33 protein-coding genes are annotated in these 19,284 nt (G+C 35.0%); 1 reads left to right on the top strand and 32 read right to left on the bottom strand.

Annotated elements, in window-relative coordinates; genetic code table 11:
* Positions 1–71 precede the first annotated feature (71 nt).
* From rplQ to rpsL, 32 genes are all read right to left on the bottom strand, one after another.
* The gene (rplQ, locus tag ES677_RS07630; RefSeq protein ID WP_148369974.1) at positions 72–545 is read right to left on the bottom strand and encodes a 50S ribosomal protein L17; all 474 of its coding nucleotides are present in this window, start codon (positions 543–545) and stop codon (positions 72–74) included.
* Between the two features lie 61 nt (positions 546–606).
* Positions 607–1,599: a DNA-directed RNA polymerase subunit alpha gene (locus tag ES677_RS07635; protein WP_148369975.1), complete on the bottom strand. Its 993-nt coding sequence runs from the start codon at positions 1,597–1,599 to the stop codon at positions 607–609.
* A 21-nt stretch (positions 1,600–1,620) separates the two neighbouring features.
* On the bottom strand, positions 1,621–2,226 hold the full coding sequence (rpsD, locus tag ES677_RS07640; protein ID WP_148369976.1) for a 30S ribosomal protein S4: 606 nt from the start codon (positions 2,224–2,226) through the stop codon (positions 1,621–1,623).
* A gap of 174 nt (positions 2,227–2,400) precedes the next feature.
* The gene (gene rpsK / locus ES677_RS07645; RefSeq protein WP_148369977.1) at positions 2,401–2,793 is read right to left on the bottom strand and encodes a 30S ribosomal protein S11; all 393 of its coding nucleotides are present in this window, start codon (positions 2,791–2,793) and stop codon (positions 2,401–2,403) included.
* An 8-nt stretch (positions 2,794–2,801) separates the two neighbouring features.
* A complete protein-coding gene (gene rpsM / locus ES677_RS07650; RefSeq protein ID WP_148369978.1) occupies positions 2,802–3,176 on the bottom strand; it encodes a 30S ribosomal protein S13 in 375 nt (124 codons plus the stop codon).
* Between the two features lie 2 nt (positions 3,177–3,178).
* Positions 3,179–3,295 carry a type B 50S ribosomal protein L36 gene (gene ykgO, locus ES677_RS07655; RefSeq protein WP_013305171.1) on the bottom strand — a complete coding sequence of 39 codons (117 nt, stop codon included), beginning with the start codon at positions 3,293–3,295 and terminating at the stop codon, positions 3,179–3,181.
* Between the two features lie 5 nt (positions 3,296–3,300).
* Positions 3,301–3,516, bottom strand: coding sequence for a translation initiation factor IF-1 (gene infA / locus ES677_RS07660; protein ID WP_028289261.1), 216 nt, complete (start codon positions 3,514–3,516; stop codon positions 3,301–3,303).
* Between the two features lie 10 nt (positions 3,517–3,526).
* Positions 3,527–4,879, bottom strand: coding sequence for a preprotein translocase subunit SecY (secY, locus tag ES677_RS07665; RefSeq protein WP_148380939.1), 1,353 nt, complete (start codon positions 4,877–4,879; stop codon positions 3,527–3,529).
* Between the two features lie 14 nt (positions 4,880–4,893).
* Positions 4,894–5,346 carry a 50S ribosomal protein L15 gene (gene rplO / locus ES677_RS07670; RefSeq protein WP_148369980.1) on the bottom strand — a complete coding sequence of 151 codons (453 nt, stop codon included), beginning with the start codon at positions 5,344–5,346 and terminating at the stop codon, positions 4,894–4,896.
* Between the two features lie 16 nt (positions 5,347–5,362).
* On the bottom strand, positions 5,363–5,542 hold the full coding sequence (rpmD, locus tag ES677_RS07675) for a 50S ribosomal protein L30 (protein WP_148380940.1): 180 nt from the start codon (positions 5,540–5,542) through the stop codon (positions 5,363–5,365).
* A gap of 11 nt (positions 5,543–5,553) precedes the next feature.
* Complete coding sequence (gene rpsE / locus ES677_RS07680; RefSeq protein ID WP_148369982.1) at positions 5,554–6,078, bottom strand: 30S ribosomal protein S5; 525 nt, start codon at positions 6,076–6,078, stop codon at positions 5,554–5,556.
* A 6-nt stretch (positions 6,079–6,084) separates the two neighbouring features.
* On the bottom strand, positions 6,085–6,441 hold the full coding sequence (gene rplR, locus ES677_RS07685; protein WP_148369983.1) for a 50S ribosomal protein L18: 357 nt from the start codon (positions 6,439–6,441) through the stop codon (positions 6,085–6,087).
* A 10-nt stretch (positions 6,442–6,451) separates the two neighbouring features.
* Positions 6,452–6,994: a 50S ribosomal protein L6 gene (rplF, locus tag ES677_RS07690; protein WP_148380941.1), complete on the bottom strand. Its 543-nt coding sequence runs from the start codon at positions 6,992–6,994 to the stop codon at positions 6,452–6,454.
* An 18-nt stretch (positions 6,995–7,012) separates the two neighbouring features.
* On the bottom strand, positions 7,013–7,411 hold the full coding sequence (gene rpsH, locus ES677_RS07695; protein WP_148369985.1) for a 30S ribosomal protein S8: 399 nt from the start codon (positions 7,409–7,411) through the stop codon (positions 7,013–7,015).
* Between the two features lie 63 nt (positions 7,412–7,474).
* Complete coding sequence (gene rpsN, locus ES677_RS07700; protein ID WP_148369986.1) at positions 7,475–7,744, bottom strand: 30S ribosomal protein S14; 270 nt, start codon at positions 7,742–7,744, stop codon at positions 7,475–7,477.
* A gap of 3 nt (positions 7,745–7,747) precedes the next feature.
* Positions 7,748–8,299 carry a 50S ribosomal protein L5 gene (gene rplE / locus ES677_RS07705; protein WP_148369987.1) on the bottom strand — a complete coding sequence of 184 codons (552 nt, stop codon included), beginning with the start codon at positions 8,297–8,299 and terminating at the stop codon, positions 7,748–7,750.
* Between the two features lie 2 nt (positions 8,300–8,301).
* Complete coding sequence (gene rplX, locus ES677_RS07710; protein ID WP_148369988.1) at positions 8,302–8,613, bottom strand: 50S ribosomal protein L24; 312 nt, start codon at positions 8,611–8,613, stop codon at positions 8,302–8,304.
* 12 nt (positions 8,614–8,625) lie between these two features.
* Positions 8,626–8,994 carry a 50S ribosomal protein L14 gene (rplN, locus tag ES677_RS07715; protein ID WP_148369989.1) on the bottom strand — a complete coding sequence of 123 codons (369 nt, stop codon included), beginning with the start codon at positions 8,992–8,994 and terminating at the stop codon, positions 8,626–8,628.
* Between the two features lie 2 nt (positions 8,995–8,996).
* Positions 8,997–9,254 (bottom strand): 30S ribosomal protein S17, encoded by a 258-nt coding sequence (gene rpsQ / locus ES677_RS07720; protein ID WP_006988541.1) that lies wholly within the window; start codon positions 9,252–9,254, stop codon positions 8,997–8,999.
* Positions 9,255–9,266: 12 nt separating this feature from the next.
* The gene (gene rpmC / locus ES677_RS07725) at positions 9,267–9,458 is read right to left on the bottom strand and encodes a 50S ribosomal protein L29 (RefSeq protein WP_148369990.1); all 192 of its coding nucleotides are present in this window, start codon (positions 9,456–9,458) and stop codon (positions 9,267–9,269) included.
* A gap of 13 nt (positions 9,459–9,471) precedes the next feature.
* Positions 9,472–9,891 (bottom strand): 50S ribosomal protein L16, encoded by a 420-nt coding sequence (gene rplP, locus ES677_RS07730; protein ID WP_148380942.1) that lies wholly within the window; start codon positions 9,889–9,891, stop codon positions 9,472–9,474.
* Positions 9,892–9,911: 20 nt separating this feature from the next.
* Positions 9,912–10,634: a 30S ribosomal protein S3 gene (rpsC, locus tag ES677_RS07735; protein ID WP_148369992.1), complete on the bottom strand. Its 723-nt coding sequence runs from the start codon at positions 10,632–10,634 to the stop codon at positions 9,912–9,914.
* A 7-nt stretch (positions 10,635–10,641) separates the two neighbouring features.
* Positions 10,642–11,049: a 50S ribosomal protein L22 gene (rplV, locus tag ES677_RS07740; protein WP_148369993.1), complete on the bottom strand. Its 408-nt coding sequence runs from the start codon at positions 11,047–11,049 to the stop codon at positions 10,642–10,644.
* A gap of 6 nt (positions 11,050–11,055) precedes the next feature.
* On the bottom strand, positions 11,056–11,334 hold the full coding sequence (gene rpsS, locus ES677_RS07745; RefSeq protein ID WP_148369994.1) for a 30S ribosomal protein S19: 279 nt from the start codon (positions 11,332–11,334) through the stop codon (positions 11,056–11,058).
* Between the two features lie 3 nt (positions 11,335–11,337).
* Positions 11,338–12,162 (bottom strand): 50S ribosomal protein L2, encoded by an 825-nt coding sequence (rplB, locus tag ES677_RS07750; protein WP_148369995.1) that lies wholly within the window; start codon positions 12,160–12,162, stop codon positions 11,338–11,340.
* Between the two features lie 10 nt (positions 12,163–12,172).
* A complete protein-coding gene (gene rplW / locus ES677_RS07755) occupies positions 12,173–12,463 on the bottom strand; it encodes a 50S ribosomal protein L23 (protein ID WP_092133874.1) in 291 nt (96 codons plus the stop codon).
* A 7-nt stretch (positions 12,464–12,470) separates the two neighbouring features.
* Positions 12,471–13,100, bottom strand: a complete 630-nt coding sequence (gene rplD, locus ES677_RS07760) for a 50S ribosomal protein L4 (RefSeq protein ID WP_148369996.1) — start codon at positions 13,098–13,100, stop codon at positions 12,471–12,473.
* Positions 13,100–13,717, bottom strand: coding sequence for a 50S ribosomal protein L3 (rplC, locus tag ES677_RS07765; protein ID WP_148369997.1), 618 nt, complete (start codon positions 13,715–13,717; stop codon positions 13,100–13,102). The genes rplD and rplC overlap by 1 nt, the downstream gene beginning before the upstream one ends.
* Positions 13,718–13,977: 260 nt before the next feature.
* Entirely contained in the window at positions 13,978–14,283 is a 306-nt protein-coding gene (rpsJ, locus tag ES677_RS07770; RefSeq protein ID WP_008992279.1) for a 30S ribosomal protein S10, read from the bottom strand.
* Between the two features lie 11 nt (positions 14,284–14,294).
* Positions 14,295–16,421 (bottom strand): elongation factor G, encoded by a 2,127-nt coding sequence (gene fusA / locus ES677_RS07775; protein ID WP_148380943.1) that lies wholly within the window; start codon positions 16,419–16,421, stop codon positions 14,295–14,297.
* Positions 16,422–16,427: 6 nt separating this feature from the next.
* Positions 16,428–16,904 carry a 30S ribosomal protein S7 gene (gene rpsG, locus ES677_RS07780; protein ID WP_148369999.1) on the bottom strand — a complete coding sequence of 159 codons (477 nt, stop codon included), beginning with the start codon at positions 16,902–16,904 and terminating at the stop codon, positions 16,428–16,430.
* A gap of 21 nt (positions 16,905–16,925) precedes the next feature.
* Positions 16,926–17,300: a 30S ribosomal protein S12 gene (gene rpsL, locus ES677_RS07785; protein ID WP_092133886.1), complete on the bottom strand. Its 375-nt coding sequence runs from the start codon at positions 17,298–17,300 to the stop codon at positions 16,926–16,928.
* 180 nt (positions 17,301–17,480) lie between these two features.
* On the opposite strand from rpsL, the gene ES677_RS07790 reads away from it, so the two are divergent.
* Positions 17,481–19,175, top strand: a complete 1,695-nt coding sequence (locus ES677_RS07790; protein ID WP_246124401.1) for a BamA/TamA family outer membrane protein — start codon at positions 17,481–17,483, stop codon at positions 19,173–19,175.
* Positions 19,176–19,284: the final 109 nt, after the last annotated feature.

Genomic DNA, 19,284 nt, shown 5'->3' on the forward strand with positions numbered 1-19,284 from the left:
GACAAAATTGCATAAAAAAAAGGATAAACTAAAATAGTTTATCCTTTTATTTTAAATGCTTATTAACATTTTTATTCTTCTTCTTCGTTAGAAGCTTTAGAAGCCGTATCTGCAGCTGGTTGAGTTTTACCTCCTCTTCTACTTCTACGCGTCGTTTTCTTTTCAGCTTTACCAGCATTATAGATTTCGTTGTAATCAACTAATTCTACCATTGCCATATCAGCGTTATCTCCTAAACGATTTCCTAACTTAATAATACGTGTGTATCCACCTGGACGATCACCTACCTTAGCTGCTACATCTCTAAATAATTCTGTAACGGCCTCTTTTTGTCTTAATCTAGAAAAAACAATACGTCTGTTGTGTGTTGTATCTTCTTTAGATTTTGTGATCATAGGTTCAACAAATTGCTTTAAAGCTTTAGCTTTAGCTACAGTAGTATTAATACGTTTGTGTTGTATTAAAGAACAAGCCATATTTGCTAACATTGCTTTTCTATGCGCTGTTTGTCTCCCTAAGTGGTTTACTTTTTTTCCGTGTCTCATGACATTTAGTTTTAATCACCATCTTGCTACTACTCGTTATAGAGGAGCAAAATATGATGTTTTAATCTTTATCTAGTTTATATTTTGATAAGTCCATTCCGAAGTTTAAACCTTTAACATTTACTAGTTCTTCTAGTTCTGTTAATGATTTTTTACCAAAGTTACGGAACTTCATTAAATCATTTTTATTGAATGATACTAAGTCTCCTAAAGTATCTACTTCCGCAGCTTTTAAACAGTTTAGTGCACGTACAGATAAATCCATATCAACTAATTTTGTTTTAAGCAACTGTCTCATATGAAGCGATTCTTCATCGTAAGTTTCAGTTTGCGCTATTTCATCAGCTTCTAATGTTATTCTCTCATCTGAGAATAACATAAAGTGGTGAATTAACGTTTTCGCTGCTTCAGTTAAAGCATCTTGAGGCGATATAGAACCGTCTGATTGGATCTCGAAAACTAGTTTTTCGTAATCTGTCTTTTGTTCTACTCGGTAGTTCTCGATACTGTATTTTACGTTTTTTATAGGCGTATAAATCGAATCTGTAAAGATCGTTCCAATTGGCGCTGAAGCTTTCTTATTTTCTTCTGCAGGAACATAACCTCTACCTTTTTCGATAGTAAGTTCCATATTAAAATTAACTTTAGATTCTAAGTTACAAATAACTAAATCTGTATTTAATACTTGGAATCCTGAGATAAATTTCTGAAAGTCACCAGCTGTTATTTGATCTTGTCCTGAAATAGAAATTGAAACAGATTCGTTATCAACATCTTCAATTTGTCTTTTAAAACGTACTTGTTTTAAGTTCAAAATCATTTCAGTCACATCTTCTACTACACCAGCAAGTGTTGAGAATTCGTGGTCTGCACCTTCGATTCTAACTGATGTAATTGCAAATCCTTCAAGAGAAGATAGTAAAACTCTTCTAAGAGCATTCCCTATTGTTAATCCGTAACCTGGTTCTAAAGGTCTAAATTCAAATTTACCTTCGAAGTCGGTAGAATCAATCATGATTACTTTATCGGGCTTCTGAAAATTAAATACTGCCATATTTGCGATTTCTATCAGTTATTATTTAGAGTATAATTCGACTATGAATTGCTCATTGATGTTTTCTGGGATTTGGATTCTAGCAGGAATAGAAACGTAAGTTCCTTGTTTCGTGTCGTTATTCCAAGTAATCCACTCGTATACGTTACTTGAGCTAGATAAAGATCTATCTATAGTGTCAAGTGATTTTGATTTTTCTCTAACCGCAACAACATCTCCACTTTTCAAGTTGTAAGATGGTACGTTTACTAACTCACCATTTACAGTAATGTGTCTGTGAGAAACTAACTGTCTTGCTGCGCTACGTGTAGGTGCAACACCCATTCTAAATACAACGTTGTCTAATCTAGACTCACATAATTGTAATAAAACTTCACCTGTAATTCCAGGAGATGCTGTAGCTTTTTTAAACATATTTCTGAATTGTTTTTCTAAAATACCGTAAGTATATTTAGCTTTTTGCTTTTCCATTAATTGGATTGCATATTCAGATTTCTTTCCACGTCTTCTTGCGTTTCCGTGTTGACCTGGAGGGTAATTTCTTTTCTCGAAAGCTTTATCGTCTCCAAAAATAGCTTCGCCAAATTTACGTGCTATTTTAGTTTTAGGACCAGTATATCTTGCCATTTCTAATTGTTTTTTAAAGAGTGATTATGAATTAAGGTCTTAATCTTATCCTTCGATAATCGTTGTTCTCTTATTAATACTTGATTATTTTTATAATTTGCAAATTTAAACATAAAAAATTAATACCAACTATAAATTAATTATAATTGATATTAATTCATTTTTTTGAATAAATTATACTCTTCTACGTTTAGGAGGGCGACATCCATTGTGAGGTAAAGGCGTAACATCAATAATTTCTGTTACTTCAATTCCTGCATTATGGATAGAACGGATAGCAGATTCTCTACCGTTACCTGGTCCTTTTACATAAACTTTAACTTTTTTAAGTCCGGCTTCTTTAGCAACTCCAGATGCATCTTCTGCAGCTAATTGAGCTGCGTAAGGTGTGTTCTTTTTAGAACCTCTGAATCCCATTTTACCAGCAGATGACCATGAAATAACGTCACCTTTCTTATTTGTTAAAGACACAATAATGTTGTTAAAAGAAGCAGTAATGTGAGCTTCCCCAACCGCGTCAATTATAACTTTACGTTTTTTTATGCTTTTAGTATTTGTCTTTGCCATACTACTTATTATTTAGTTGCTTTTTTCTTATTGGCAACTGTTTTTCTTCTACCTTTTCTAGTTCTAGAGTTGTTTTTAGTACGTTGCCCTCTCAATGGAAGACTCGCTCTATGACGTATACCTCTGTAACATCCAATATCCATTAATCGCTTAATGTTCATTTGAGTTTCAGAACGTAATTCACCTTCAATAGTAAAAGTTCCAACAGCTTCACGGATCGCTCCAATTTGCTCATCTGTCCAATCTTGTACTTTGATGTTCTCATCAACATTAGCCGTTGATAAAATCTCTTGAGCTCTACTTCCCCCTACACCATAGATGTAAGTTAATGAAATCACTCCTCTTTTCTGTTTTGGTATGTCTACACCTGCAATTCTTGCCATAATTACCCTTGTCTTTGTTTGAATCTAGGATTCTTTTTGTTAATGACGTAAAGTCTACCTTTTCTACGCACGATTTTACAATCTGCACTTCTTTTTTTAACTGATGCTCTTACTTTCATCGTAATTAGTATCTATAAGTTATGCGAGCCTTACTTAAATCGTAAGGGCTCATTTCTAATTTTACTTTATCACCTGGTAATAATTTAATATAATGCATACGCATTTTACCGGATATATGTGCAGTCACAATGTGACCATTTTCTAATTCAACACGAAACATAGCATTAGATAATGCTTCTATAATTGTTCCGTCTTGTTCTATTGCTGCTTGTTTTGCCATAGTATAATATTTAAGCTACTGCTTTTCTATTTTTACCAGTTTTCATCAAGCCATCATAGTGTCTATTTAACAAGTAAGAATTTACTTGTTGCATAGTGTCAATTGCAACTCCAACCAAAATTAATAATGATGTACCACCAAAAAATAGAGCCCATCCAGATTGTACGTTTAACAACTTAACTATAAACGCCGGGAATACAGCTATTAGTGCTAAGAATATAGAACCTGGTAAGGTGATTTGTGACATAATTTTATCAAGATACTCAGATGTTTCAGATCCCGGACGAATGCCTGGAATAAAACCTCCACTTCTTTTTAAATCGTCTGCCATTTTATTTGTTGGTACCGTAATTGCCGTATAAAAATAAGTAAACACTATAATTAAGAAAGCAAATAACATGTTGTACCAAAGTCCAAATATGTCTGAGAAATTAGCTTGCATCCATTGTCCAGTTTCAGTCCCTTCTAAGAAAGACGAACTCCCAATTAAACCTGGAACAAACATAATCGCTTGAGCAAAAATAATGGGCATAACTCCTGAAGCATTCAGCTTTAAAGGTATAAATTGTCTTGCTCCACCAAACACGTTTTTCTCATAGCCTCCAGTTGCAGATCTTCTTGCATATTGTACAGCTATTTTTCTAACAGCCATTACTAACATTACACATCCTAAAATGATAGCCATCCAAATTACCAATTCAAAAAGAATCATCATTACGTTATTACCAGTCTCTATTCTAGACACTGCATTTTGTAAAAATGACTTAGGCATATTTGCTATAATACCTACCATAATTAATAATGAAATACCATTACCAATTCCTTTATCCGTAATTTTTTCTCCTAACCACATTGCAAATACAGTCCCTGTTACTAAGATAACTATAGAAGAGAAGTAGAATACCCCTCCTTGACCTAATAAGAAGGCCGATTCAGGGATACCAAACATAGTACTTAAACTCGCTAAATAACCTGGCGCTTGCACTAAACAAATTGCTATGGTTAACCATCGTGTAATTTGAGTAATTTTTTTCTGACCACTAGCCCCTTCTTTTTGTAGTTTTTGCAGATAAGGAATTGCTATTCCCATTAACTGTACTACAATTGAAGCGGATATATAAGGCATAATACCTAATGCAAATACAGAAGCATTAGCAAAAGCTCCACCTGTAAATGCATTTAGTAACCCCATAATACCATTTTCGGTACCGCTCTGTAAGTTTTCTAACTGTGCGGCATCGATTCCTGGTAAAACGATTTGGGCTCCAAAACGGTAAACTAATAATAGACCTAGTGTAACTATGATTCTATTTCTTAGTTCTTCAATTTTCCAAACATTTTTTAAAGTCTCTATAAATTTCATACTCTAAATTGGTCTTATAAAGTTACAGCTTCTCCACCAGCAGCTTCGATTGCAGCTTTTGCTGAAGCAGTAAATTTATGAGCTGTTACATTAAGTTTTGATTTTAATTCTCCTCGTCCTAAAATTTTAACTAGTTCGTTTTTACCAACTAATCCTAAATCTACTAGAGTTCCAAAATCTAATGTACTTTCGATTTTTTTCTCATCAACTAATTTCTGTAAAGTATCTAAGTTAACACCTTGATAGTCTACTCTGTTGATATTTGTAAAGCCAAACTTAGGTACACGTCTTTGAAGTGGCATTTGCCCTCCTTCAAATCCAACTTTCTTAGAATAACCAGAACGAGATTTAGCTCCTTTGTGACCACGTGTTGCAGTACCACCTTTACCAGAACCTTGTCCTCTACCTATTCTTTTACCTTGAGTTTTAACTGAACCTTCTGCAGGTTTTAAATTACTTAAATCCATTTTTCAGTATTGTTTTTTAAGCTTCCTCAACAGAAACTAAGTGATTTACTTTTCTTACCATTCCTAGTATACTAGAAGTGTTTTCGTGCTCTACAGTTTGCCCAATCTTTTTAAGACCTAAAGCTACTAAAGTTTGCTTCTGAGTTTTAGTACGATTGATTGCGCTTTTAACTTTTGTTACTTTTATTTTTGCCATTGCTTTAAATATTAACTGTTAAAAACTTTTTCTAAAGAAATCCCTCTTTCACGAGCAATTGTTTTCGCGTCTCTTAACTGTAGTAAAGCATCAAAAGTTGCTTTTACTACGTTATGTGGGTTTGATGAACCTTGTGATTTAGATAAAACATCATGTACTCCTACTGCCTCGAGAACTGTTCTTACAGCTCCACCAGCGATAACCCCTGTACCAGGCGCTGCAGGAATAATGTTTACTCTCGCTCCACCAAACTTACCTTTTTGTTCGTGTGGTAATGTTCCTTTCACTAAAGGAATACGTACTAAGTTTTTCTTAGCGTCTTCGATGCCTTTAGCAATTGCACTAGCTACATCTTTAGATTTACCTAAACCGTGACCTACTACTCCCGCTTCGTCTCCTACAACAACAATTGCCGAGAAACCGAAAGCTCTACCCCCTTTAGTTACTTTTGTTACCCTTTGTACACCAATTAAACGATCTTTAAGATCTAATCCACTTGGTTTTACTAACTCTGCACTTTTGTATTTATGATACATAATTTCTTAGAATTTAAGTCCTGCTTCTCTAGCTCCTTCAGCTAATGATTTTACTCTACCGTGATATAAATAACCGCCTCTATCAAAAGCGATTGTTTCTACACCTGCCTTCAAAGCTTTTTCAGCAACCGATTTACCTACTAAAGTAGCGATATCGGCTTTGCCTCCTGTTGCAGCACTAATGTCTTTATCTCTTGAAGATGCCGCGCTGATAGTTTTACCAGTTACGTCATCGACTAATTGAGCATAAATTTCTTTATTACTTCTAAAAACAGATAATCTTGGCTTTGATTCAGTACCAGAGACAATTTTACGAATTCTGTTTTTAATTCTTATTCTTCTTTCGTTTTTTGTTAACGCCATAACTTAATTATTAAGCTGATTTACCTGCTTTTCTTCTTAACTCTTCACCTACAAATTTAATTCCTTTTCCTTTGTAAGGCTCTGGTGGTCTAAAGCCGCGAATCTTCGCTGCGATTTGTCCTACCAATTGCTTATCATGAGAAGTTAATTTGATAATTGGATTCTTACCTTTATTTGAAACTGTTTCAACTGATACTTCTGGTGCTATACTCAAAACAATGTTGTGAGAAAACCCTAAAGCCATTTCTAGTTTTTGTCCTTGGTTACTTGCTCTGTAACCAACACCTACTAGTTCTAGTTCTTTAGTCCAACCTTTAGAAACTCCTTCTATCATATTATTTACTAAAGCTCTGAATAAACCATGTTTGGCTTTGTGATCTTTAATATCAGATGTACGTGTAACTATAACTTTTCCTTCTTCAACCTTTAAATCTACAGCATTGAAATTTTGAGTTAATTCTCCCAATTTTCCTTTTACTGTGATTACGTTATCTTTTACTTCTACAGTAACCCCTTCTGGAATTACTACTGGATTATTTCCTATTCTTGACATTTCTTCTCCTTTTTTAGATTAGTAAACGTAACATAAAACTTCACCACCAACATTTTCTCTTTCTGCTTGTTTACCTGTCATAACACCGTGAGATGTTGAAACTATGGCAATACCAAGACCGTTAAGAATACGTGGTAAGTCGCTTGAACTAGAATATTTACGTAAACCAGGTTTACTTATTCTTTGGATCTTTCTAATTACAGGTTCTTTAGTATCCTTATTATACTTAAGAGCTATTTTAATAGTTCCTTGTACTTTTGAATCATCGAACTTATAACTTAAAATATATCCTTGATCGAATAATATCTTAGTAATGTCCTTTTTTAAATTTGATGCAGGTATTTCAACTACTCTATGGTTAGCACGCACGGCGTTTCTAACTCTAGTAAGGTAATCTGCAATTGGATCTGTATACATGTGTATTTATTTGCGGACTTGGTTTTTAAGTTTGCTTCTTAAACCTTAGTCCAATTTATAATTCTACCAGCTTGCTTTTCTAACTCCTGGTATTAATCCTTGGTTCGCCATTTCTCTAAACATTACACGCGAAAGACCAAATGTACGCATATAACCTCTTGGTCTACCCGTTAATTTGCATCTATTGTGTAGACGTACCGGTGAGGCATTTTTTGGCAACTTTTGTAATGCTTCGTAATCTCCAGCTTCTTTCAAAGCTTTACGTTTCTCCGCATATTTAGCTACTGTTTTAGCTCTTTTCACCTCGCGGGCTTTCATTGATTCTTTAGCCATAACTTAGTTTTTTTGAAAAGGTAACCCTAATTCAGTTAATAATGATTTTGCTTCTTTATCCGTATCGGCTGTTGTTACAAATGTAATATCCATTCCTGAGATTTTATTAACTTTGTCAATATTTATCTCTGGAAAAATAATTTGCTCAGTAACTCCTAAATTGTAGTTACCTCTACCGTCGAATCCAGTTGCTTTAATTCCATTAAAATCTCTTACACGAGGCAAGGCTGAAGTAATTAAACGGTCTAAAAAGTCGTACATTTTTTCACCACGTAAAGTTACTTTAGCGCCAATTGGCATTCCTTTACGTAATTTAAATGTTGCAACATCCTTTTTAGACAACGTTGAAATAGCTCTTTGTCCTGTTATAGACGTTAGTTCCTCAACTGCGTGATCCACTAACTTTTTGTCTGCTACTGCAGCACCAACACCTTTAGATAGAACTATCTTAGTTAGTTTTGGTACTTGCATTACATTACTATAACCAAATTCTTCTGTAAGAGTTGCAATTATTTTGCTTTTATACTCTTCTTTGAGTCTAGGTGTATATGCCATAACTATATTACTTCATTAGATTTTTTAGAAAATCTTACTTTCTTATCTCCTTCTACTCTGTAACCTACACGTGTCGCTTCTCCTTTCGAAGTTAACAGTGATAGGTTAGAGATTTGAATTGGAGCTTCTTTTTCCACGATTCCTCCTTGAGGATTTTGCGCGCTAGGTTTAGTATGTTTTTTAACCATATTAATACCCTCTACGATCGCTTTGTTGTTATCTGTCAATACTTTTTGTACAACACCTTCAGATCCTTTGTGATCTCCAGCTATTACTTTTACAGTATCCCCTGATTTTATTTTAAGCTTTGTCATCTGATTTATCAATTAAAGCACTTCTGGTGCTAATGATACAATTTTCATGAATTGTTTATCACGAAGTTCTCTAGCAACCGGTCCAAAAACACGCGTTCCTCTCATTTCCCCTGTAGGGTTTAAAAGGACACAAGCGTTATCGTCAAATCTTATATAAGATCCGTCTGGACGTCTCACTTCTTTTCTAGTACGAACAACTACTGCTGTTGAAACGGCTCCTTTTTTAATGTTTCCATTAGGAGTCGATTCTTTAACTGTAACAACAATTTTGTCTCCTACAGAAGCATATCTTCTTTTAGTACCACCTAGAACACGTATTGTTAATACTTCTTTTGCCCCAGTGTTATCTGCTACTTTTAGTCTTGATTCTTGTTGTACCATAATTACTTCGCTCTTTCAATTATTTCAACTAATCTCCAACATTTAGATTTACTTAAAGGTCGTGTTTCCATGATCTTTACTGTATCTCCAATGTTACAGTCGTTTGTTTCATCGTGCGCAACATATTTCTTTGTCTTTAACACGAATTTACCGTACATAGGATGTTTTACTTTTTTCACTTCAGCAACTACAATTGATTTTTGCATTTTGTTACTAGTAACTACTCCTATACGTTCTTTTCTTAAGTTTCTTTTTTCCATCATTAAGCAGAATTATTGTAATTCTCTTTTAGTTATTTCTGTTGCCAATTTCGCTACATCACGTCTTACAGAGCGTAATTGAATTGGGTTCTCTAAAGGAGATATTGCATGTGCCATTTTAAGGTCTGAATAACTCTTTTTTGTTTCGCTAAGTTTCTCTTGTAACTCAGCTACAGATAATTCTTTAATTTCTGATTGTTTCATAACATCAAATAAATTATGCTTCGTAATCTCTAGCGGTTAAAAACTTAGTTTTTACAGGTAATTTTTGGGCTGCCAATCGAAGCGCTTCTTTAGCAACGTCTAACGACACTCCTCCTACTTCGAAAAGTATTCTACCTGGTTTAACTACTGCTGCCCAATATTCTACGGCTCCTTTACCTTTACCCATACGTACTTCTAGAGGTTTCTTTGTAATAGGCTTGTCTGGAAATATCTTAATCCAAAGTTGCCCCTCTCTTTTCATGTGACGAGTAGCTGCAATACGAGCTGCTTCTATTTGACGCGAAGTTAAAAAGTTCGAATCTAGTGATTTTATTCCAAAGGTACCGTTTGAAAGTTGGGTTCCTCTTCCCGAGTTCCCCTTCATACGGCCTTTTTGCATTTTACGAAATTTTGTTCTTTTAGGCTGTAACATTTTTTCTTTTCTTTAAAAAATTACTTTCTACGACGAGATTGGTTTTTATTATTTCCACTTGCACGCCCACCTTTTCCTTGCTTCTTAGATAATCCAACAAGAGGAGAAAGTTCTCTTTTACCATATACTTCACCTTTCATGATCCACACTTTAACACCTAATCTACCATAAGTAGTATGTGCCTCAACAAGTGCATAGTCAATATCGGCTCTAAAAGTTGATAAAGGAATACGTCCTTCTTTGTAGTGTTCAGAACGCGCCATTTCAGCGCCATTTAAACGACCACTAATTTGGATCTTAATTCCTTCAGCGTTCATACGCATTGTTGCCGCGATAGCCATTTTAATTGCACGTCTGTAAGAGATTCTGTTCTCAATTTGACGGGCAACACTTGAGGCTACTAAGAATGCGTCAAGCTCAGGTCTTTTTATTTCAAAAATATTAATCTGAACTTCTTTACCAGTAATTTTCTTAAGTTCTTCTTTTAACTTGTCTACCTCTTGACCGCCTTTACCAATAATGATACCTGGACGAGCCGTTGTGATAGTAACGGTTACAAGTTTTAAAGTTCTTTCGATAATTACTCTACTTACACTAGCTTTAGATAAACGCGCGTGAACGTATTTTCTGATCTTATCGTCTTCGGCAAGTTTATCACCATAATCGTTTCCCCCATACCAGTTAGATTCCCATCCTCTGATAATTCCTAAGCGATTCCCGATTGGATTTGTCTTTTGTCCCATATCTATCTTAGCTTTGTGTATTGTTTTTAGCTCCTACCACAATTGTTACGTGGTTAGAACGTTTTCTAATTCTGTGTGCACGACCTTGTGGCGCTGGACGCAATCTTTTTAACATTGATCCGCCATCCACTGTAATCTCCTTAACAAAAAGTTCTGCTTCTTCGATGCTTTCGTCTTCGTTTTTTGTTTGCCAGTTAGCGATAGCTGATACTAACAACGTTTCTAAACGATTTGATGCTTCTTTAGAACTAAACTTTAAAATGTTAAGTGCTTTTTCTACGCGTTCACCTCTTACTAAATCGGCTACTAAACGCATTTTTCTCGGTGATGTAGGACAGTTATTAAGTTTTGCAAAAGCGATTTGCTTTTTACCTTCCTTGATAGCGTCTGCCATTTGTTTTTTACGACTTCCCATAGCTTACTACTTTTTACCTTTATTTTTAGCACCAGAGTGACCTCTAAAAGATCTTGTTGGTGAAAATTCTCCTAACTTGTGACCTACCATATTCTCTGTTACGTAAACAGGTACGAATTGGCGACCGTTATGCACTGCTATTGTTTGTCCAACAAAATCTGGAGTAATCATACTGGCTCTAGACCATGTTTTAATTACTGTCTTTTTGTTAACTTCTACGTTAGCAGCAACTTTTCTCTCTAGCTTATAATGAACGTAAGGTCCTTTTTTTAGTGATCTTGACATATCTTATTTCTTTCTACGTTCTACAATATATTTATTACTCGCTTTTGTTTTAGAACGGGTTCTATAACCTTTAGCAGGTATTCCATTTCTAGAACGTGGATGTCCACCAGAAGATTTACCTTCACCACCACCCATTGGATGATCGACTGGGTTCATTACTACTGGTCTTGTACGCGGTCTTCTACCTAACCATCTACTTCTACCAGCTTTTCCTGAAACTAATAATTGATGATCTGAGTTAGATACTGCTCCTATTGTCGCCATACACGTAACCAAGATTAATCTTGTTTCACCTGATGGTAATTTAATAGATGCAAATTTACCGTCTCTTGCCATTAATTGTGCAAATGATCCAGCGCTACGAGCCATAACAGCTCCTTGACCTGGACGTAATTCAACACAAGATATAATAGTTCCTAAGGGAATAGTCGCTAGAGGCATAGCGTTTCCAATTTCTGGAGCACTACCTTCGCCTGCAACCACGGTTTGTCCAACTTGTAAGCCATTTTGAGCAATGACATAAGTTTTCTCACCATCTTGGTAATTTAACAACGCAATAAACGCTGTTCGGTTAGGATCGTATTGAATTGATTTCACTTCAGCAGGAACTCCTACTTTGTTTCTTTTGAAATCAATGATACGGTACCTTTTCTTATGACCACCACCTATGTAGCGCATAGTCATACGACCTTGACTGTTTCTTCCACCTGAACGTTTTTTCGGAGCTAATAAACTCTTCTCCGGCTTATCAGTAGTGATGGCGTCAAATCCATTTACTACTCTAAATCGCTGTCCTGGTGTGATTGGTTTTAATTTTCTTACTGACATTTGTTTTTAATTACATGTTAGTGTATAAATCAATTATCTCACCTTCCGCCAGTTGTACAATTGCTTTTTTAAGAGCATTTGTTTTACCATGTTGAATACCAGTTTTTGTAAACTTAGTTTTTCTATCTGGACGGACATTTATAGTACGAACTTTTTCAACAGAAACGCCATAAGCAGCTTCCACCGCTTTTTTAATTTCTACCTTGTTCGCCTTGGTATTCACGAAAAAACTGAAGCAGTTGTTTAACTCACTGTTTGCAGTTGCTTTTTCTGTGATTATAGGTTTAATTAAGATACTCATTGTTTCTCTATTTACTTAAATTCGTTTCAATTCCTTCTAAAGCACCTTCTAAAAGGATTACTCTACTTGCATTTAAAATCTTGTAAGTGCTTAATTCTGAACTAGTTATAACTTCAGAACCTTTTAAATTACGTGAAGACAAATATACATTATTATTTGAATCACCCAACACAAACAGAGATTTTTTATTCTGTAAGTCTAAAGCCTTTAATACGTTAGTGAAGTTTTTTGTTTTTGGTGCGTCGAAATTAAAATCTTCTAATACCATAATTGACTTCTCACCCGCTTTGATACTCAATGCCGATCTACGTGCTAAACGCTTCAACGTTTTATTAAGTTTCATTGTGTAGCTTCTAGGTCTTGGGCCGAACATACGTCCACCACCTCTAAACACACCAGACTTAATACTACCTGCTCTTGCAGTACCTGTTCCTTTTTGCTTCTTAATCTTACGTGTACTTCCAGAAATCTCAGCTCTTTCTTTCGATTTGTGAGTTCCTTGTCTTTGGTTTGCTAAATATTGTTTAACATCCAAATATACAGCGTGATTATTAGGCTCTATAGCAAAAACACTGTTAGAAAGGTTTGCCTTTCTACCTGTTTCTTTTCCGTTTATATCTAAAACTGCTATTTCCATTACTTTCTAATAATTACATAAGCGTTTTTGTGTCCAGGTACACACCCTTTAACAACAAGTAGGTTCTTTTCAGCAACTACTTTTAAAACTCTTAAATTTTGAATTTTTACTGAGTCTCCACCCATTCTTCCTGCCATACGCATTCCTTTGAATACACGTGCTGGATAAGATGCAGCTCCAATTGATCCAGGTGCTCTTAAGCGGTTATGTTGACCGTGAGTAGCTTGACCTACACCACCGAAACCATGACGTTTTACAACCCCTTGAAATCCTTTACCTTTTGATGTTCCTGAAACATCTACAAATTCACCTTCTGTGAAATGCTCTACAGTGATTGCATCACCTAAATTGTACTCCTTATCAAAACCTTGAAATTCTACGATTTTGCGTTTTACAGAAGTTCCTGCCTTTTTAGCGTGACCTAGGTCTGCTTTAGTAGCACTTTTTTCTGTCGCGTCATCGAAACCAAGTTGAACAGCTCCATAGCCATCAACTTCTTCAGTTCTGACTTGGGTAACGATACATGGTCCAGCTTCGATTACTGTACATGGAATATTCTTTCCATTCTCGTCGAAGATGCTGGTCATACCGATTTTTTTTCCAATTAACCCAGACATAATTATTGTTTATTATATTATAGACAACTCGCGATTTGTCCATTTTATTTTTTCTGTGATTAAGTCGCGACTTAACCCTTATTAAAATACAAGGCCGAAAATACATTTTCAGCCTTGAATTGTATTTTTACCGTTTTTCCTTAACCAGTCGTTAAGGACATGTAGATTTCTGCAAAAATAGAAATCTCTTCTTAGATACCCTAAATAAATTTAGGTTATTTTAAATAAGCGTCTTAAGTGTTACCTCCGGACTATTTTACTTAAACTTTAATCTCAACTTCTACGCCACTTGGTAATTCAAGTTTCATTAAAGCGTCAATTGTTTTAGAAGATGAAGAGTAAATATCTAATAATCTCTTGTAAGAGCTTAATTGAAATTGTTCTCTCGATTTCTTATTTACGTGTGGTGAACGTAATACAGTAAAAATTTTCTTATGAGTTGGTAACGGGATTGGCCCTGTCACTACAGCTCCTGTACTTTTTACTGTCTTTACAATCTTCTCAGCAGACTTGTCTACTAAATTATAATCGTAAGATTTTAATTTTATTCTTATTTTTTGACTCATTTCCTTAAGATTTACGATTCAGTGCCTTTAGCAGCTTTGATTACTTCTTCTGATATATTTGAAGGGGTTTCAGCGTAATGTGAAAACTCCATTGTTGATGTTGCACGTCCTGAAGACAATGTTCTTAATGTTGTTACATAACCAAACATTTCTGATAAAGGTACAGTCGCTTTTACAGTTTTTGCTCCGGCTCTGTCTCCCATATCACTTAATTGTCCACGACGACGGTTTAAATCTCCTACTATGTCACCCATATTTTCTTCAGGAGTAATTACCTCAAGTTTCATAATAGGTTCCAGTATAACAGCTTTTGCTGCTTTTGCAGAATTTTTAAATCCTAATTTAGCTGCTAATTCGAATGATAATTGATCCGAATCGACATCATGGTAAGATCCATCCTTTAAAGTTACTTTCATAGAATCTACTTCGTAACCTGCAAGTGGTCCATTAACCATAGCCATTTTAAATCCTTTTTCAATAGAAGGGATAAATTCCTTAGGAACGTTACCACCTTTAATTGTAGACAAGAACTGTAATCCAACAACACCTTCATCTGCTGGTCCAATAGTAAATACAATATCGGCAAACTTACCACGACCACCAGATTGTTTTTTGTAAACTTCTCTGTGTTCCGCAACTTGTGTAATAGCTTCTTTGTATTCAACCTGTGGCTGACCTTGGTTTACTTCCACTTTAAACTCACGACGTAAACGGTCTACAATGATATCTAAGTGAAGCTCACCCATTCCTGATATAATTGTCTGACCTGAATTTTCATCAGTTCGTGCTGTAAACGTAGGATCTTCTTCAGCTAATTTAGATAACGCCATACCTAATTTATCAACATCTGCTTTAGTTTTTGGCTCTACCGCGATACCAATTACTGGATCTGGAAAGTCCATAGACTCTAAAACAATAGGATGTTTCTCATCAGACATCGTATCACCCGTTTTAATATCTTTAAACCCTACTGCCGCTCCAATATCTCCTGCTTCGATATAATCAATAGCAATTTGTTTGTTGGCGTGCATTTGGTAGATACGAGAAATACGCTCTTTTTTACCTGAACGGTTATTCAAGATGTACGAACCAGCATCTAAACGACCTGAATACGCACGAAAGAATGCTAAACGTCCTACGAAAGGATCGGTAGCAATTTTAAACGCTAAAGCAGCAAAAGGCTCTTTAACATCTGGTCTACGTCTTTCTTCTTTATCTGTGTTTGGGTTAACTCCTATTACACTTTCTCTATCCATAGGAGAAGGTAAGTAACGACAAACAGCATCTAATAAAAATTGTACACCTTTATTTTTAAATGACGACCCACAGATCATAGGAATGATTGCCATATCCATTACAGCAGCTCTAAGTGCAGCGTGCACTTCTTCTTCTGTAATAGAATCTTCATCTTCCATGAATTTTTCTAGTAAGTTTTCATCATAACTAGCTACTTCTTCGATTAAGAAGGCACGATGTTTACGTACTTCCTCTTTCATTTCTTCTGGAATAGCAACAACATCAAATGTAGATCCGAAGTTGTCATCATGCCATACAATAGCTCTGTTTTTTACTAAATCAACGATACCTCTAAAATCTTCTTCTTCACCAATGTTTAAAACTATTGGCACAGCGTTAGATTTTAACATATCCTTTACTTGCTGACACACTTCTAAAAAGTCTGATCCTTGACGGTCCATTTTGTTAACGAAACCAATTCTAGGAACTTTATAATTATCGGCTAATCTCCAGTTTGTTTCAGATTGTGGTTCTACACCATCAACAGCACTAAATAAGAATACTAAACCATCTAGCACACGTAATGAACGATTTACCTCTACAGTAAAATCTACGTGGCCAGGAGTATCAATAATATTAAAGTGATAGTCTACTGCCTCAGCTGTTGGCTCTCCATTTTCTTTAGGAAATGTCCAATCACAAGTTGTTGCGGCAGACGTAATTGTAATACCACGTTCTGCTTCTTGCTCCATCCAGTCCATTGTAGAAGCTCCATCATGAACTTCTCCAATTTTATGAGATACACCTGTGTAAAAAAGAATACGCTCTGTTGTTGTTGTTTTACCAGCATCAATATGAGCAGCAATACCTATGTTTCTTGTATATTTTAAGTCTCTTGCCATTTCTTATTAAAATCTAAAGTGAGAGAATGCTTTATTTGCTTCAGCCATCTTATGAGTATCTACTCTTTTCTTAACCGCCGCTCCTTCTTCTTTAGCTGCTGCTAAAATCTCTGAAGCTAAACGTTGCGCCATCGATTTTTCATTTCTTTTACGTGAATAGGTAATTAACCATTTCATCGCTGTTGAAACCTTACGATCTGCTCTAATAGGATTAGGGATCTGGAATGTTGCACCACCAACTCTACGACTACGTACTTCTACGTGAGGCATAACGTTAGATAAAGCATCTTTCCAAGTTTCTAAACCTGTTTTTTCTTCGTCTGTTTTCTTTGACTCTACGATATCAATTGCATCGTAAAATACTTTAAAAGCTACTGACTTTTTACCGTCCCACATCATCATATTGACGAAACGTGTTACCAACTGATCGTTAAACCGTGGATCTGGTAAAAGCGGTCTCTTTTTTGCTGCTTTTTTTCTCATGTCTTCTTCTTAAAGTTTTAATTACTTTTTAGGGCGTTTTGCACCATACTTAGATCTACGTTGCGTTCTTCCTTCTACACCTGCGGTGTCTAAAGCGCCACGAACAATGTGATATCTAACTCCTGGTAAATCTTTTACCCTTCCACCTCTAACCAATACTATCGAGTGCTCTTGTAAATTGTGTCCTTCTCCAGGGATGTAAGCATTTACTTCTTTACCATTTGTTAACCTTACACGCGCTACTTTACGCATCGCTGAATTTGGTTTTTTTGGTGTTGTTGTGTAAACACGCGTACATACCCCTCGTCTTTGAGGACACGAATCTAAGGCAACCGATTTACTCTTCTTGGTTATTTTGGTTCTTCCTTTTCGTACTAATTGTGAAATTGTTGGCATATATTTTTATATATAATTTTACGTTACCTCTGTTTAAGAGGGGTGCAAATGTATGCATTTTAATTAATAATTCAAATCATAACTAATTAATTTTCAATAGAATTTCAAAAAAACAGCTTCTTTATAACATTCCATTAGTTTTTTCCATTAATTTTATACCCGTTTAAAATGACTGTGTTAGTGAAAAAAAAACCTCTTGTATTCCTTATTATTTTTATAATCCTTTCGTCAACGTCGGTAGCCCAAAACCTATACTTAGAAGTGACAGGAGAAACAGATTCTATTACTGAGATTTTAAAAAACTACAGTACCTTAAAAAAATTTCCAGAGGCCTCTGCGGTTTTAGATGCTCTAGGCAGCTTAAAAGAATCTCTTTATAACGACGGTTATATTAATCACACACTTATTAATAACTCCAAAAAAAACGATAGTACGTTTTCATATCAAGTTCGGTTGCATTCAAAATACGAATACATCACGATTACATTTAATAAGAATACGATTAATCCTAAGGAGGTGAAACACATTTCAAAGTTAGTAACCGAAAACGAATTTACTATTCCCTTTCAAGACATCGAAGCGACTTTAGATTTCCTCACTATTAAAGTTTCAAAAAACGGATTCCCCTTTGCGCAATTAAACCTTGAAAACATTTCAGCTAAAAACAAAAACACGCTACAAGCCGAATTAAAAATTAGTAATACTACAGAAAAAAGAAAACTAGATGCGATCGTTGTTAAAGGCTATGAAAAATTCCCTAAATCCTATTTGAGACGTTTTTTAAAAATAACCCCTCAAAAAAGTTTTAATATAGAAACCATTAAAAAAAAGCTAAATGGTTTAAACAATCTTCGTTTTGCAAAACAAATTAAAGACCCAGAGGTATTATTTAGTAAAGACTCTACAACTTTATACCTCTATCTTGAAAAAACCCAAAGCAATGCTTTTGATGGGTATTTAGGATTTAGTACCAATGAGGAAACTAACACTCTAGAATTTAACGGTTTTATAAATTTAGACCTTAATAATAATTTTAATTTTGGCGAATCTTTTGCGCTTCATTATAAGAGTACCGAAAATGAACAGAAAACTTTCGATGTTGCTTTAAACCTTCCCTATTTATTTAACACTCCTATTGGCACCGAATTCGAATTAAACATCTTAAAGAAAGACTCGTCGTTTACTACCGTGAAACAAAGTGCTAAAGTATTTTATCAGATAGATACAAAATCGCGCTTTTTTTTAGGAATTGATACTTACACCTCCAATAGTTTATTAAAAAATCCAGTTTTTACGACTACCGACGATTATACCACCAACTTTTACACGTCGAAATATACTTTTGAAAACAGAAACGCATCCGATCTACTCTTCCCTATAAACACTTATTTCGCATTAGAAGCTGGGTTAGGCAAAAGAACACGAGACAACACCGGCGAAAAACAGACCAAACTAGCTGTAACGACCTTTCATAATATTAAATTTAACGCTCAAAACAGTTTTTTTGTTAAAGTGAGCGGTGCTTTATTAAATACTAAAAACCATTTGGAGAACGAATTATTCCGTTTTGGAGGTATAAACTCCATTCGAGGCTTTGCGGAAGAAAGTTTGTTAGCTACAAAATTTGCAGTGATTAATACCGAGTACCGTTACCGATTAAGCAAGACCATCTATGCGCATAGCATTATAGATTATGCGACATTAAATAATACACTTACCCAACAAAAAAACAACTTATATGGCTTTGGTATTGGTTTTGGTATTATAACAAGAGCTGGGGTATTAAAATTAAATTATGCTAATGGGAAGACAGAATCTCAGGAATTCGAATTCTCAAACTCCAATATTCATCTCAGTTTATCTTCCTTTTTCTAAGTATCTGCAGAAATAATACACGTTTTTTTAAAGTTTTTTGAAATTTTAACCAATAAATATTGTTTTATTAACTTTTTATTATGATTTTTGGCCTAGACTAATTCAAATA

The organism is Bizionia gelidisalsuginis, from assembly GCF_008086185.1.
Taxonomy (GTDB): domain Bacteria; phylum Bacteroidota; class Bacteroidia; order Flavobacteriales; family Flavobacteriaceae; genus Bizionia; species Bizionia saleffrena.